The 15021-nt window shown below is 62.4% G+C and carries 14 protein-coding genes and 1 tRNA gene; all 15 read left to right on the top strand.

The genetic code is table 11. The features are described from left to right. On the top strand, positions 1–166 hold a 166-nt coding region (gene tuf / locus HY699_04605), incomplete at its 5' end, for an elongation factor Tu (protein ID MBI4515081.1). 12 nt (positions 167–178) lie between these two features. Continuing rightward, positions 179–331, top strand: coding sequence for a 50S ribosomal protein L33 (gene rpmG / locus HY699_04600; GenBank protein ID MBI4515080.1), 153 nt, complete (start codon positions 179–181; stop codon positions 329–331). A gap of 62 nt (positions 332–393) precedes the next feature. Continuing rightward, positions 394–467: transfer RNA gene (locus HY699_04595), tRNA-Trp, on the top strand. A 54-nt stretch (positions 468–521) separates the two neighbouring features. Then, positions 522–710, top strand: coding sequence for a preprotein translocase subunit SecE (secE, locus tag HY699_04590; protein MBI4515079.1), 189 nt, complete (start codon positions 522–524; stop codon positions 708–710). A 7-nt stretch (positions 711–717) separates the two neighbouring features. Continuing rightward, positions 718–1248: a transcription termination/antitermination protein NusG gene (gene nusG / locus HY699_04585; GenBank protein ID MBI4515078.1), complete on the top strand. Its 531-nt coding sequence runs from the start codon at positions 718–720 to the stop codon at positions 1246–1248. Between the two features lie 27 nt (positions 1249–1275). Beyond that, positions 1276–1701 carry a 50S ribosomal protein L11 gene (gene rplK, locus HY699_04580; GenBank protein MBI4515077.1) on the top strand — a complete coding sequence of 142 codons (426 nt, stop codon included), beginning with the start codon at positions 1276–1278 and terminating at the stop codon, positions 1699–1701. A gap of 25 nt (positions 1702–1726) precedes the next feature. Beyond that, a complete protein-coding gene (locus HY699_04575; protein MBI4515076.1) occupies positions 1727–2425 on the top strand; it encodes a 50S ribosomal protein L1 in 699 nt (232 codons plus the stop codon). A gap of 10 nt (positions 2426–2435) precedes the next feature. Further along, positions 2436–2987, top strand: a complete 552-nt coding sequence (gene rplJ / locus HY699_04570; protein ID MBI4515075.1) for a 50S ribosomal protein L10 — start codon at positions 2436–2438, stop codon at positions 2985–2987. 33 nt (positions 2988–3020) lie between these two features. Next, on the top strand, positions 3021–3428 hold the full coding sequence (rplL, locus tag HY699_04565) for a 50S ribosomal protein L7/L12 (GenBank protein ID MBI4515074.1): 408 nt from the start codon (positions 3021–3023) through the stop codon (positions 3426–3428). Positions 3429–3470: 42 nt separating this feature from the next. Continuing rightward, on the top strand, positions 3471–7586 hold the full coding sequence (gene rpoB, locus HY699_04560; protein MBI4515073.1) for a DNA-directed RNA polymerase subunit beta: 4116 nt from the start codon (positions 3471–3473) through the stop codon (positions 7584–7586). A gap of 32 nt (positions 7587–7618) precedes the next feature. Continuing rightward, a complete protein-coding gene (gene rpoC / locus HY699_04555; GenBank protein ID MBI4515072.1) occupies positions 7619–11758 on the top strand; it encodes a DNA-directed RNA polymerase subunit beta' in 4140 nt (1379 codons plus the stop codon). A gap of 77 nt (positions 11759–11835) precedes the next feature. Further along, entirely contained in the window at positions 11836–12207 is a 372-nt protein-coding gene (locus HY699_04550; GenBank protein ID MBI4515071.1) for a 30S ribosomal protein S12, read from the top strand. Positions 12208–12228: 21 nt separating this feature from the next. Then, positions 12229–12699: a 30S ribosomal protein S7 gene (rpsG, locus tag HY699_04545; GenBank protein MBI4515070.1), complete on the top strand. Its 471-nt coding sequence runs from the start codon at positions 12229–12231 to the stop codon at positions 12697–12699. 70 nt (positions 12700–12769) lie between these two features. Next, on the top strand, positions 12770–14851 hold the full coding sequence (fusA, locus tag HY699_04540) for an elongation factor G (protein MBI4515069.1): 2082 nt from the start codon (positions 12770–12772) through the stop codon (positions 14849–14851). Between the two features lie 31 nt (positions 14852–14882). After that, positions 14883–15021: elongation factor Tu (gene tuf / locus HY699_04535; protein ID MBI4515068.1), on the top strand; the 139-nt coding region annotated here is incomplete at its 3' end.

Below are 15021 nucleotides of genomic sequence, written 5' to 3'. Positions count from 1 at the left end.
GGTGGCGACGTTGCCTGCGGGGACGGAGATGGTGATGCCCGGGGACAACGTCAAGCTGGCCATCGAGCTGATCACGCCGATTGCGATGGACGAAGGGCTGCGCTTTGCCATCCGCGAAGGCGGCCGCACCGTCGGTGCTGGCGTCGTCACCAAGATCCTGGCATAAGAAGGGGCAGCGATGCGCGACCTCATCAATTTTCAGTGCGACCAATGCAAGCGGCGCAATTACACCGGCACCAAGAATAAGAAGCGGACGACCGAGAAGCTGGCGTTGCGCAAGTTCTGCCCGGCGTGTCGGACGCACACCCTGCACAAGGAGACTAAGATCTGACGTGAGAGCTGGACGACGCACAGGGTGGCGCGAGCGCGTGCCCCCCTGTCGGGTGTCGTGTCGGGTCAGTAGCTCTAATTGGTAGAGCACCGGACTCCAAATCCGGGGGTTGCAGGTTCGAGCCCTGCCTGACCCGCTCGTCGAAGAAAACGCCATGGCGCTGCAAGAGCAGATAGATAAAGCCCGCGAGGTGGTCCCTCGCTCCGTCAATTTCCTCCAAGAGGTGGCGGTGGAGCTACGCAAGGTCCACTGGCCCACTCGCAAGGAGGCAACCGCTGCCACCACCGTGGTGCTGGCGATCACCATCCTCATGGCCGTCTACCTTGGTCTCGTCGACTTCGTGGTGTCCCACCTGGTGCACCTCATTCTGAGCAGGTGACGTGCCTATGGCCAAGCAGTGGTATGTCGTCCACACGTATTCCGGCTACGAGCAAAAGGCCAAGGCGGCGCTCGAGGAACGGGTGCGCGCGCTCGGTAAGCAGGACTGCTTCGGCGAGGTCTTGGTGCCGGCCGAGAAGGTGGTGGAGCTGGTCAAAGGCCGCAAGAAGACCTCATCGCGCAAGTTCTTCCCCGGCTACATGCTCGTGCAGATGGAGTTGAACGACGAGACCTGGCACATCGTCAAGGGTACGCCTAAGGTGACCGGCTTCGTCGGCGGGGCAACCCAGCCGGCCGCTGTCAGTGAGCAGGAAGTTCGCGAGATCACCAACCAAATGGCCGAGGGCGCGTTGCGGGCGAAACCCAAGGTGCTCTTCGAATCTGGCGAGAGCGTCAAGGTGGTAGATGGGCCATTCCAGGACTTCAACGGGGTTGTGGAAGAGGTGAAGCCCGACAAGGGCAAGCTGCGGGTCTTGATCAGCATTTTTGGGCGGGCAACGCCAGTGGAACTCGACTTCGTTCAGGTTGAGAAAGCCTGAGCGTGGTGGCGACGACGGGAGTGAACGGTGGCAAAGAAGGTTATCGCGGAAATTAAGCTCCAGATTCCTGCCGGGCAGGCCAACCCCAGCCCACCGGTGGGCCCGGCCCTCGGCCAGCGCGGCGTCAACATTATGGAGTTCTGCAAGGCGTTCAACGCCCAGACGCAGGCCCAAGCCGGGCTGGTTATCCCCGTCATCATTACGGTTTACGCCGATCGCTCGTTCACCTTCATCCTCAAGACGCCCCCGGCCGCGATTCTGCTCAAACGCGCCGCCGGCATCGAAAAGGGTTCGGGTGAGCCGAATAAGAAGAAGGTCGGCAAGGTCACTAGGGCTCAGGTGCGCGAGATCGCTCAGCTCAAAATGCCCGACCTGACGGCGGAGAGCATCGAGGCCGCAATGCGGACCGTCGAGGGCGCGGCCCGCAGTATGGGCCTCGAGGTCGTTGAGTAAGCAAAAGGAAGCAGCAATGGCGAGAATCGGAAAGCGTCTCGTTGCGGCGAGCAAGTTGGTGGATCGGAGTAAGCGGTACCCGCTGGCCGATGCGATCAAGGTGCTGATGAGTTGCCCGGCACCCAAGTTCGATGAAACGGTGGAAATGGCCGTCCGACTCGGGGTCGATCCGCGCCAGGCCGACCAGAACGTGCGCGGCACCGTGGTGCTGCCGCACGGCACCGGCAAGTCGGTGCGCGTGGCCGTCTTCGCCAAGGGCGAGAAGGAACGCGAGGCGCGCGAGGCCGGCGCCGACGTGGTCGGCGGCGAAGAGCTGGTGAAGAAGATCAGCGAAGAAGGTTGGCTGGAATTCGACAAGGCAATCGCGACTCCCGATATGATGGGATTGGTCGGACGTATCGGGAAGGTGCTGGGGCCACGCGGCCTGATGCCGAACCCTAAAGTGGGTACCGTCACCTTCGATGTGGCCAAGGCCGTCAGCGAGCTGAAGGCCGGCAAGGTCGAGTATCGGGTCGAGAAAGCCGGGATCGTTCACGTGCCCATCGGCAAGCGTTCCTTCGGCCCCGAACGATTGCTTGAAAATGCTTCGACGTTGCTGAGCAGCCTGATCAAAGCCAAACCGGCCGCTGCCAAAGGCAACTACTTGGTCAGTGTAGCCGTGTCAGCGACCATGAGCCCGGGCGTGAAAGTCGACCCGCTGGCGACGCGCACTCTGGCTGCGTGAGGAGGCGGAAGTGAATCGCGCAGAAAAAGCCGACACTGTGGCCCAGTTACAGGAGCGCTTCCAGCGCGCGGCCGTAGCCCTGGTGGCAATTCCGAAAGGGCTGACGGTCGCCCAGGTCACCAAGCTGCGCCGCACCATTCGCGCCGCCGGCGGTGAGTACAAAGTGCCGAAGAACACCCTCGCCCGCCGCGCCATCCGAGAAACGGCGTATACCAAGCTGGACTCGCTATTCGAGGGGCCGACCAGCTTGGTGTTCGGCTACAGCGATCCGGTGGCGGTGACCAAGGCGCTGGTGAAGTTCGTCGAGGAGTCCAACGCTGCGCTTGCGATCAAAGGCGGCGCCTTAGAAGGGCAGCCCATGGTCGCGGCGCAAGTAAAAGCCCTGGCCACGATGCCCTCGATCGAGGCCCTGCGCGCGCGCGTGGTGGCGATGGCCAAGGCGCCGGGTGCCCGCGTGGTCGCGGCGATGAAACAGCCGGCGAGCCGCATCGCCGGCGCGATCGAAGCCTTAGTCAAACAGAAACAAGCAGAAGCCGGCGCTGCTGCGCCGGCGGCTGAGTAAAGAGCGACGAGCCACAAAGAGACGGAGGAGAACATGTCCGAAGCACACGAATGGTCCAGCGAGGTCAAAGAGATCGGCGACAAGATCGTCGCCCTGACGCTGCTTAAGGCGCAAGAGCTGGGCGACTACCTGAAGGTCAACTACGGCATCGAGGCCGCCGCTGCGGCCGTGGTGGCCGCCGGCCCGGCAGCCGCGGGCGGCGGTGCCGCCGCGGCGGAGGCGCCGGAGAAGGACGAGTTCACGGTGGTGCTTTCAGGCGCCGGCGACAAGAAGATCCAGGTGATCAAGGTCATCCGTGAGCTCACCAGCCTGGGCCTCAAGGAAGCCAAAGACCTCGTTGACGGCGCGCCGAAGCCCGTGAAAGAGGGCGTCAGCAAAGCCCAGGCGGAAGAGATGAAGAAGAAGATCGAAGAGGCGGGCGGTACGGTCGAACTCAAATAACTTCGCTACTCCCACTTTGCAGCACGCAGCAGAGGAGTCGCAATGAGTTCTCAGATCCCCAATAATCTTCGGTTTCGCCGGAACTTCGGCAAGATCAAGAAGATTGTCGACATTCCGAACTTGATCGAGATCCAAAAACGGTCCTACGAGGAGTTCCTGCAGCGCAACGTCCCGCCCAGCGAGCGGCAGGACCACGGCCTCCAGGGCGTCTTCAAGTCCGTCTTCCCGATCAAGGACTTCAATGAGACCGCGTCGCTGGAGTTCGTCAGCTACTCGCTAGGAGAGCCGAAGTACTCCGTCGATGAATGTCACGAGCGCGGCATGACCTTCGCCGCGCCGCACAAGGTGACAATCCAGTTGGTGATCTGGGAAGTCGACCCGCAAACCGGGGCCCGCTCGATCAAGAACGTCAAGGAGCAGGAGGTCTACTTCGGGGAGATCCCGTTGATGACCGAAAACGGCACCTTCATGATCAACGGCACCGAGCGGGTCATCGTCAGCCAACTCCACCGCTCCCCCGGTGTGTTCTTCGACCACGACAAGGGCAAGACCCACGCCAGTGGCAAGTTGCTGTACTCGGCGCGGATTATTCCCTACCGGGGCTCGTGGATCGATTTCGAGTTCGATCCGCGCGACATCCTTTACGTGCGCATCGATCGCCGGCGGAAATTCCACGCCACCGTCTTGCTGCGTGCCCTGGGCATGACCGCCGAGGACTTGCTCAACTACTTCTACAAGTCCGACACCGTCCTTTTCGACGGACGCAAGATCGCCAAGGTCTTCAAGGCCGATCAGCTGCTCAACGTCAAAGCGACGCGTGATATCCGCGGCGCCAATAACGAACTGATCGTCAAAGAAGGCCGCAAGATCACCAAGGGTGCGCTCAAGCAGATGGAAGCGGCGGGGGTCTCCGAAATACCCATTACCCTCGAAGAGCTGATCGGCCGCGTGGCTGCGCATGACGTGGCCGACCCCAAGACCGGCGAAGTGTTGATCGAGTGCAACCAGGAACTGACCACCGACCGCTTCGATCGACTGCGTGAACGCGGCATCACCGAAATCCAGGTGCTCTTTCTCGATGACAGCCACATCGGCCCGCCCCTGCGAGATACCTTGCTGCAAGACAAGATCAGCTCGCCCGAAGAGGCGATCGTCGAGATCTACAAGCGGCTGCGCCCGGGCGACCCGCCCACGATCGAGACCGCGACGACCTTCTTCAATAACCTCTTTTTCAATCCCGAGCGCTACGACCTCTCCCGCGTCGGCCGGCTCAAGCTCAACCACAAACTCAAGCTCGGGGTGCCGCTGGATCAGGGAACGCTGCGGCGCGAAGACATCCTCGAGGTAGTGCGCTACCTGATCGAGCTGAAGAACGGCAACGGTACCATCGACGATATCGACCACCTCGGCAACCGGCGCGTGCGCGCGGTGGGCGAACTGGTCGAGAATCAGTACCGCATCGGCTTGGTGCGCATGGAGCGCGCCATCAAAGAACGCATGAGCCTGCAAGACATCGAGACACTGATGCCGCAGGAGCTGATCAACTACAAGCCGGTGTCCGCAGTGGTCAAGGAGTTCTTCGGCTCCAGCCAGCTGTCCCAGTTCATGGACCAAACCAACCCGCTGTCCGAGATCACCCACAAGCGGCGCCTCTCCGCTCTCGGTCCCGGTGGTTTGACCCGCGAGCGCGCCGGGTTCGAGGTGCGCGACGTGCACCCGACCCATTACGGCCGCGTCTGCCCGATCGAAACCCCCGAAGGCCCGAACATCGGCCTGATCGCATCGCTTTCCACCTACGCGCGAGTCAACGAATTCGGCTTCGTCGAGACCCCCTATCGCGAAGTCGAGAACGGACGCGTGAGTGAACGCATCCGCTACCTCTCGGCGCTGGAGGAGGAGGAGCACGTGATCGCCCAGGCCAACGCGCCGATCGATGCCCGCGGGCACTTCAGCGCGGACTTGGTGTCGGCGCGCATCGGCGGCGAGTTCACCATGGTGCGGCCGGAACAAGTCGAGTACATGGACGTGTCGCCAAACCAGTTGGTGAGCGTGGCCGCATCGCTGATCCCGTTCCTCGAAAACGACGACGCCAACCGCGCCCTGATGGGCTCGAACATGCAAAGGCAAGCCGTGCCGCTGCTGCGCACGGATGCCCCGCTGGTCGGTACCGGCATGGAAAAGGTCGTTGCCCGCGATTCCGGCGTCACCGTGGTGGCCAAGCGTGACGGGGTGGTCGAGAGCGTCGATGCCACTCGCATCGTGGTGAAGGCGGACAAGCCCAGCGGCTCCGGGCGTGACGCCGGCGTGGATATCTATAATCTCGTCAAGTACCAGCGCTCCAACCAGAACACCTGCATCAATCAGCGGCCGATCGTCTTGGACGGCGATCGCGTCAGCGCCGGCGACGTGATCGCCGACGGGGCCTCGACCGAAATGGGCGAACTCGCCCTCGGCCGCAACATCCGCGTGGCCTTCATGCCCTGGGGCGGCTACAACTTCGAGGACGCCATCCTCATCAGCGAGCGGGTGGTGAAGGACGATTACTTCACCTCCGTGCACATCGAGGAGTTCGAGTGCGTCGCCCGTGACACGAAGTTGGGGCCGGAAGAGATAACCCGCGACATTCCCAACGTGGGCGAGGAAGCACTGAAGGACCTCGATGAGAGCGGCATCATCCGCATCGGGGCCGAGGTGCGCCCGGGCGATATCCTGGTCGGCAAGATCACGCCCAAAGGTGAGACCCAGCTCTCACCCGAAGAGAAGCTGTTGCGCGCCATCTTCGGCGAAAAGGCCGGCGAGGTGCGCGATACCTCGCTGAAGGTGCCGCCGGGCGTGGAGGGCATCGTCATCAACGCCCGCGTGTTCTCACGCAAGGGCGTCTCCAAGGATGAGCGCAGTCGCCTGATCGAAGAAGAACAGGCCGCCAAGCTGAAGAAGGATCAACAGGACGAGCAGCGCATCATCAAAGAATCCACCATGCGCAAGGTGAAGAAGCTGATCGTCGGCAAGACCACCACGGGGCGGCTGGCGGATGATCAGCGCAAGGTGCTGCTGCAGAAGGGGCATACGATTGCGGCCGAGGATCTCGACGAGATCCCAACCTCGCTGTGGGGCGAAATCAAGATCGGTGACGAGAAGGCAGAAGAAGAACTCGGCCGCGTCGCGGAGGCGATGCAGGAGCAGATCTCGCTGATTCGCATGGCCTTCCAGGAGAAGATCGATCGCCTCAAGGCCGGCGATGAACTGCCCCCGGGCGTGATCAAGATGGTCAAGGTGTTCGTCGCCATCAAACGCAAGCTACAAGTCGGCGACAAGATGGCGGGCCGGCACGGCAACAAGGGAGTGCTGTCGCGCGTCTTGCCGGAAGAGGACATGCCCTACCTGGAAGAGGGCACACCGATCGACATTGTGCTCAACCCGCTCGGTGTCCCCTCGCGTATGAACGTCGGCCAGATCCTCGAAACCCACTTGGGCTGGGCGGCGCTGAGCCTGGGGGCACAAATCCGCGACGAGTTGGAGGACGGTACGGCCAGCGTCGGCGCTCTGCGCCGCAGACTGAAAGAAGTCTACGGCAAGGAGTTCGGCGATTTCGTCGACGGCGTGAAGGACGAGGACGTGATCAAGCTGGCGCAGAAGTCGCGCCGCGGGGTCCATGTGGCCTCGCCGGTGTTTGATGGCGCCTCCGAAAACGAGATCTTCAGCTTGCTCAGCCGCGCGGGCTTGCCGGAAACCGCGCAAGCCCGCCTGCGCGACGGGCGTACCGGCGAAGCCTTCGATCAGCCGGTGACCGTTGGCGTCATGTACATGATGAAGCTCCATCACCTGGTGGACGACAAGATCCACGCCCGTTCGACCGGACCCTACTCGCTGGTCACGCAGCAGCCCCTGGGCGGCAAGGCGCAGTTCGGCGGTCAGCGGCTGGGCGAGATGGAGGTGTGGGCGCTCGAATCCTACGGCGCCGCCTATACGCTGCAGGAAATGCTCACGGTCAAGTCGGACGACGTGGCCGGACGCACGCGCATGTACGAGGCGATCGTCAAGGGCGAGAACGTACTCGAGCCCGGCTTGCCGGAATCCTTCAACGTCATGGTGAAGGAGCTGCAAAGCCTAGCGCTCGATGTCGAGTTGGTCGAGGAGAAGCCGGCGCAGGCGTCGTAACGACGACCTGGGATGCACGGAGGAGAGTAACCATGGAAGATCTCTTCACCCTCTTCGAGAAACCGAAGAATCCGCTCAGCTTCAACGCGCTGCGCATCGCTCTGGCCTCACCCGATCGGATCCGCTCGTGGTCGCACGGTGAAGTGCGCAAGCCGGAGACCATCAATTACCGCACCTTCAAGCCCGAGCGCGATGGTCTGTTCTGCGCCAAGATCTTCGGGCCGACCAAGGATTACGAGTGCAACTGCGGCAAGTACAAGCGCATGCGCCATCGCGGCGTGGTGTGCGAGAAGTGCGGCGTCGAGGTGATCCAGTCCAAGGTGCGCCGCGAGCGCATGGGTCACATCGACCTGGCCACGCCGGTGGCGCACATCTGGTTTCTCAAGAGCCTGCCCAGCCGCATCGGTACCTTGCTCGACATGACTCTGAAGGAACTCGAGAAGGTCCTCTATTTCGAATGCTACGTTGTGACGCAGCCGGGCAAGACCCCACTGCAATATAAGGAGCTGCTCAGCGAGCAACGTTACCGCAAGGCCCGCGAGGAATTCGGCGAGGGCTTCGAGGCCGAGATGGGGGCCGAGGCCATTCGCAAGCTGCTCAAGGACATCGACGTCGAACCCGTGTCCGACGAGCTGCGCATCGAGATGCGCGAGGCCACCAGCGAGGCCAAACGCAAGAAGATCGCCAAGCGCCTGAAGGTCATGACCGCCTTCAAGCAATCGGGCAATCGGCCGGAGTGGATGATCATGGAGAGCATCCCCGTGATTCCACCCGATCTGCGCCCGCTGGTGCCGCTCGACGGCGGCCGCTTTGCCACCTCGGACCTCAACGACCTCTATCGCCGCGTGATCAACCGTAACAACCGCCTCAAGCGGCTGATGGAGCTGAGCGCGCCGGATATCATCATCCGCAACGAAAAGCGCATGCTGCAAGAGGCCGTCGACGCCTTGTTCGATAACGGCCGCCGTGGCCGCGCCATCACCGGGCCGAACAAACGGCCGCTGAAGTCGCTCTCCGACATGCTCAAGGGCAAGACCGGCCGCTTCCGCCAGAACTTGCTCGGCAAGCGCGTCGATTACTCCGGCCGCTCGGTCATCGTCGTCGGTCCGGAGCTGCGACTGCACCAGTGCGGGCTGCCCAAGAAGATGGCGCTCGAGCTGTTCAAGCCCTTCATCTACAACAAGCTGGAAGAGCGCGGATTCGTAACCACCATCAAGAGCGCTAAGAAGATGGTCGAAAAGGAAGGGCCCGAGGTCTGGGACATTCTCGATGAGGTGATCCGCGAACACCCAGTGCTGCTCAATCGTGCCCCCACTCTGCATCGACTCGGCATTCAAGCCTTCGAGCCGATCCTGATCGAAGGCAAGGCCATCCAATTGCATCCCCTGGTGTGCGCCGCCTACAACGCCGACTTCGACGGCGACCAGATGGCGGTGCACGTGCCCTTGTCGGTGGAGGCGCAGGTGGAAGCCCGCGCGTTGATGATGTCGACCAACAACATCCTCTCGCCGGCGCACGGCAAACCCATCATCGTGCCGACGCAAGACATCGTGCTCGGGCTCTATTACATCACCCGCGAGCGCAGCACCGCGCGCGGTGCCGGCAAGCGCTTCGCCAGCTTCGAGGAAGTTCGCATCGCTTACGACCAGGGCGAGGTCGAACTCCAGGCGCCGATCAACGTGCGTTACAACGGCGAGCGCATCGAGACCACCGCCGGCCGTGTGTTGCTGTACGAGATCGTGCCCGCGGAGATCCCTTTCTCCGCCGTCAACCGGGTCATGAAAAAGAAGGAGCTGGGAACCCTGATCGACCTTTCCTACCGTTACTCCGGCAACAAGGCGACGGTTATCTTTGCCGACAAGCTCAAGGACCTCGGTTACGAATACGCAACCCGCGCCGGCATCTCCATCTCTATTCGCGACATGATGATCCCGGCCAACAAGGCCAAGCTGCTCGATGAAGCCAACGGCGAGGTTCGCGAGATCGAGGAGCAGTACAATAAGGGGCTGATCACAGACGGTGAACGCTACAACAAGGTCGTTGATATCTGGGCCGAAGTGACTGATCGCATCGCCGACGAGATGATGCGGGCGCTGGGCACCCAAACCGCCACCGATGACAAGGGCCACAAACACACCATCGCCAGCTTCAACCCCATCTTCATGATGGCCGATTCCGGGGCGCGCGGCAGCGCCCAGCAGATTCGCCAACTCGCCGGTATGCGCGGCCTGATGGCGAAACCTTCCGGCGAGATCATCGAAACCCCGATCACTGCCAACTTCCGCGAAGGCCTCACCGTCTTGCAGTACTTCATCTCGACCCACGGCGCCCGCAAGGGCTTGGCGGACACCGCCCTGAAGACCGCCAACTCGGGCTACTTGACCCGCCGGCTGGTCGACGTGGCGCAGGATTCGATCATCACCGAAGATGACTGCGGCAGCATCGACGGGATCGAGATCGCCCCGCTGGTCGAGGGCGGAGAAATCATCGAAGGCCTGGGCGACCGAGTGCTCGGCCGCGTCGCCTTGGAGGATATCCGCGATCCCTTCACCAATGATGTCCTGGTGCAGGCCAACGAGGAAATCGACGAAGAGAAAGTCAAAGCAATCGAGGAGTCCGGCCTCGAGCGCGTCAAGATCCGTTCGGTGCTGACTTGCCAGTCGCGCCGCGGCGTGTGCATCCGCTGCTACGGACGTGACCTGGCCCGCGGCCACATGGTCAACTTGGGCGAAGCTATCGGTGTGATCGCAGCCCAGTCGATCGGCGAGCCCGGTACCCAGCTCACCATGCGGACCTTCCATATCGGCGGTACCGCCAGCCGCCGGGCGGAACAAACCACCCTCGAAGCCCGCAATGACGGCAGCGTCAAGTTCATCAACCTGGCCACCGTCACCAACCGCGACGGCGACCTGGTGGTGATGAACCGCAACGGTGAGATCGCCATCGTGGAAATCCCGGAACCGGGCCGGGAACGCGAGCGCGAGCGCTATCGCATCGTTTACGGCGCCAAGGTCAAGAAGCGCGATGGCGCCCGCATCAAGAGCGGCGACCTGCTCGCCGAGTGGGACCCCTACACCCTGCCGATTCTGACCGAAGTCAGCGGTACGGTGAAGTTCGGTGATCTGCTCGATGGGGTCACCATCGAAGAAAAAGTCGACGAACGCACGGGGTTGTCCACCAAGGTAATCATCGACTGCAAGGACCTCGACAAGCGCCCGCGCGTCTCGATCAAAGACGACCAGGGGCATACGTTGAAACTGCCGTCGTCAGAGTCGTACGCGCGCTATCAGCTCCCCGTCGGGGCCCACATCCACGTCGGCGAAGGGCAGAAGGTTTCCGCCGGTGACGTGATCGCCAAGATCCCCCGCGAAACCACCAAGACCAAGGACATCACCGGTGGTTTGCCGCGGGTGGCTGAACTGTTCGAGGCCCGCAAGCCGAAGGAGTTCGCCGTCATCAGCGAGATCGACGGTACCATCTCGTTCGGCAAGGACACCAAGGGCAAACGTAAGGTGGTGGTTACGCCCGAGGTCGGCGAGCCGCGCGAGTACCTCATTCCAAAAGGTAAGCACATCAGCGTCCACGAAGGCGATCAGGTGCGCGCCGGCGAGGCGCTGATGGACGGGTCGTCGAACCCGCACGACATTCTGACGATTCTGGGCGAGAAGGCGCTGGCGAAATACCTGGTCGATGAGGTCCAGGAAATCTACCGCCTGCAAGGTGTGCGGATCAACGATAAGCACATCGAGGTGATTGTGCGCCAAATGCTGCGCCGTGTCCGTATCAAAGAGGTCGGCGACAGCGATTTCCTCATCGGCGACCAGATAGAGAAGTGGCGCTTCGAGGAAGAGAACGGCAAAGTGCTGGCCCGCAGCGGCGAACCGGCGATCGCCGAGCCGTTGCTGCTGGGGATCACCAAGGCCAGCCTGTCGACCGAAAGCTTCATCTCGGCGGCCTCATTCCAAGAGACTACCAAGGTCCTGACCGAAGCCTCCATCAACGGCAAGGTCGATCACCTGGTTGGGCTCAAAGAGAACGTCATTATGGGCCGGCTGATCCCGGCGGGAACCGGCGTATCAGCTTACGCCCGGATGGAGTTGGTGGCCGAGCAGCCCGAAGGGGTGGGCGACGAGGAACCCGTGCCGGTCGTGGCCGAGGCGAGCGAGGGCTGACCTTGACACAGCGAGCATGTTTGCGTAAATACTCATCTTCTTTTTCGACCGAATAAGCCCAAGCAATCAGGTACCGGATGCCGACAATCAACCAGCTAGTGAAGCAGGGCCGCGCCAAGCAGCGGCGAAAGGTCGCCGCGCCCGCCTTGCAGCGATCCCCGCAGAAGCGCGGGGTCTGCACGCGCGTGTATACCCAGACGCCGAAGAAGCCGAACTCCGCGTTGCGTAAAGTGGCGCGCGTGCGGCTGACCAACGGCATCGAGGTCACTACCTATATTCCGGGCATCGGGCATAACCTGCAGGAGCACTCGGTGGTGCTGCTGCGCGGTGGACGCGTCAAAGACCTGCCCGGCGTTCGTTATCACATCATCCGCGGGACCTTGGACTCGATCGGGGTCCAGGATCGCAAACAGGGACGCTCCAAGTACGGGGCCAAACGGCCCAAGTAGGCTGAGCGAGCTGGTGTAAGCATGCCGCGCAAAGGTGAAGTGCGGCGTCGGGAAGTCTTGCCCGACCCGAAATTCCATGACCGAACGGTGGCCAAGTTCATCAACTCGATGATGCTCTCGGGCAAGAAGAGCACCGCCGAGGGTATTCTCTACGGAGCGTTGGACTTGGTGGCGGCGCGAACCAAGGACGATGCCCTGGGTATCTTCAAGCGCGCGCTCGATAACGTGAAGCCGGTGGTCGAGGTGCGCTCCCGGCGCGTCGGTGGCGCCACCTACCAGGTGCCGGTGGAAGTCCGGCCGAACCGGCGTTTGTCACTGGGAATGCGTTGGCTGGTCCAGAATGCCCGTGGCCGGGGTGAGAAGTCGATGGCGGAGCGCCTCGCGGGCGAAGTCATCGACGCCGCCAACGGGCGCGGTGGGGCGATCAAGAAGAAGGAAGACACCCACCGCATGGCGGAGGCGAACAAAGCGTTCGCGCACTATCGCTGGTAAGTATTATCGGGAATTGAGGAGAGCGTGCACGAGCGGTTCCCGCAAGGGGCCGCTCGTGCCGTCTGAAGATATGCCACGCCAAACCCCACTGGAACGGACCCGCAACATCGGGATCATGGCCCACATCGATGCGGGCAAGACCACCACGACGGAGCGGATCCTGTACTACACCGGGATCAACTACAAGATCGGTGAAGTGCACGAAGGCACCGCCACGATGGATTGGATGGTCCAGGAGCAAGAGCGCGGCATCACCATTACCTCGGCGGCGACAACCTGCTTCTGGCGCGATCACCGCGTCAACATCATCGACACTCCCGGCCACGTCGACTTCACCATCGAGGTCGAACGCTCACTGCGCGTGCTCGATGGCGCCGTGGCCGTGTTCTGCTCGGTCGGTGGGGTCGAGCCGCAGTCGGAGACGGTGTGGCGCCAGGCCGATAAGTACCGCGTGCCGCGCATCGCCTTCATCAACAAGATGGACCGCGTCGGCGCCGACTTCTTCCGTGGCGTGACGATGATTCGCGAGCGCCTCAAAGCCAACGCCGTCCCGATTCAGTTGCCGATCGGCCAGGAAGAACATTTCCGTGGCATTATCGACCTGGTGTCGATGAAGGCGATCCTGTGGGACGACGATAGCCTCGGCGCCCGCTACCGAACCGACGAGATCCCCGCTGAGTTGCGCGCGCAGGCGGAGGAATACCGCGAAGGACTGCTCGAGGCGGTTGCCGACTGTGACGAGGTGCTGCTGGAGAAATTCCTCGAAGGCAAAGAAATCTCCGAGAGCGAGCTGCGCAAAGGCATCCGCGCGGCGACACTGGCGATCAAGATCATTCCCGTGGCCTGCGGCTCGGCCTTCAAGAACAAGGGTGTCCAGCCCCTGCTCGACGACGTCGTTGACTACCTGCCCTCGCCCATGGATATCGCCGCCGTTCAAGGTGTGAACCCCGATACCGGCGCCATCGAAGAGCGCCCGGCGAGCGACAGCAAGCCCTTCGCCGCGCTCGCGTTCAAGATCATGAGCGATCCCTTCGTCGGCAGCCTGACGTTCTTTCGCGTCTACTCGGGCGTGATGAACTCCGGCTCCTACGTCTTCAATGCCAGCAAAGGCAAGAAGGAGCGCGTCGGCCGGCTGCTGAAAATGCACGCCAACAAGCGCGAGGAGATCAAAGAGGTCTACGCCGGTGACATCGCGGCCGCGGTCGGCTTGCGTGACACGACCACCGGCGACACCTTGTCGGATGATCAGCACCCGGTGGTGCTCGAGTCGATCGAATTTCCCGACCCGGTTATCCACATCGCCATCGAGCCGAAGACCAAGGCCGACCAGGAACGCCTGGGCGTCTCCCTCCAGCGCCTGGCAACGGAAGACCCTTCTTTCCGCGTCGGCACCGACAAGGAAACCGGACAAACGATCATTGCCGGCATGGGCGAGCTGCACCTGGAAATCATCGTCGATCGCTTGCTGCGCGAGTTCAAGGTCGACGCTAGCGTCGGCAAGCCGCAGGTGGCGTACAAGGAAACCGTCCGCAAGGTTGTCGAGCGCGAGTACAAACATGTGCGCCAGACCGGCGGGCGCGGCCAGTACGGCCACGTGATGCTGCGGATCGAGCCCCAACCGGCCGGTGGTGGCTTCGAGTTCGTCGACGCCGTCAAGGGCGGTACCGTGCCGCGCGAGTATATCCCGGCGGTGGAGAAAGGGGTCCGTGACGCTTTGGAAGGCGGCATCCTCGCCGGCTATCCCATCGTGGACGTGAAGGTTTCGCTGCTCGATGGCTCGTATCACGAGGTCGACTCCAGCGAATTGGCCTTTCGGGTCGCCGCCTCGATGTGCTTCAAGGAAGCCGTGACTCGGGCGAAACCGGTGCTGCTTGAGCCCATCATGTCGGTGGAGGTGGTGGTGCCGGAGGAGTTCCTTGGCCCCGTGGTTGGTGATATCAACGGCCGCCGCGGCCGCGTCAGCGGGATGGAGCCGCGCGGCGGTGCCCAAGTGGTGGCGGCCCAAGTGCCACTGAAGGAAATGTTCGGCTACGCCACGGACTTGCGGTCGATGACTCAAGGGCGTGCGACCTACACCATGCAACCGTCGCACTACGAAGCGGTACCGCAAATGATCTCGGAGGAGATCACCGCGCGGGCCGTGGGGGCTTGAAAGAGGGAGCCGCTGCTAACGGAGGTGGATCATGGCGAAGCAGAAATTTGAGCGCAAGAAGCCGCACGTGAACGTGGGGACGATCGGACACATCGATCACGGCAAGACGACACTGACGGCGGCGATCACCAAGGTGCTGGCGGAGCAGGGGATGGCGCAGTTCGTGGCCT

The sequence above is a fragment of the Deltaproteobacteria bacterium genome (assembly GCA_016210005.1).
In the GTDB taxonomy this organism is placed as follows: domain Bacteria; phylum Desulfobacterota; class Binatia; order HRBIN30; family JACQVA1; genus JACQVA1.
Note: the sequence above shows the minus strand (reverse complement) of the source record. Positions and strands in the feature narration are given on the sequence as shown.

Coding starts and splice junctions, on each gene's coding strand:
- nusG (MBI4515078.1), top strand. CDS start 718: ATGGCCAAGCAGTGGTATGTCGTCCACACGTATTCCGGCTACGAGCAA.
- rpoC (MBI4515072.1), top strand. CDS start 7,619: ATGGAAGATCTCTTCACCCTCTTCGAGAAACCGAAGAATCCGCTCAGC.
- fusA (MBI4515069.1), top strand. CDS start 12,770: ATGCCACGCCAAACCCCACTGGAACGGACCCGCAACATCGGGATCATG.
- rplL (MBI4515074.1), top strand. CDS start 3,021: ATGTCCGAAGCACACGAATGGTCCAGCGAGGTCAAAGAGATCGGCGAC.
- HY699_04550 (MBI4515071.1), top strand. CDS start 11,836: ATGCCGACAATCAACCAGCTAGTGAAGCAGGGCCGCGCCAAGCAGCGG.
- rpsG (MBI4515070.1), top strand. CDS start 12,229: ATGCCGCGCAAAGGTGAAGTGCGGCGTCGGGAAGTCTTGCCCGACCCG.
- rpmG (MBI4515080.1), top strand. CDS start 179: ATGCGCGACCTCATCAATTTTCAGTGCGACCAATGCAAGCGGCGCAAT.
- rpoB (MBI4515073.1), top strand. CDS start 3,471: ATGAGTTCTCAGATCCCCAATAATCTTCGGTTTCGCCGGAACTTCGGC.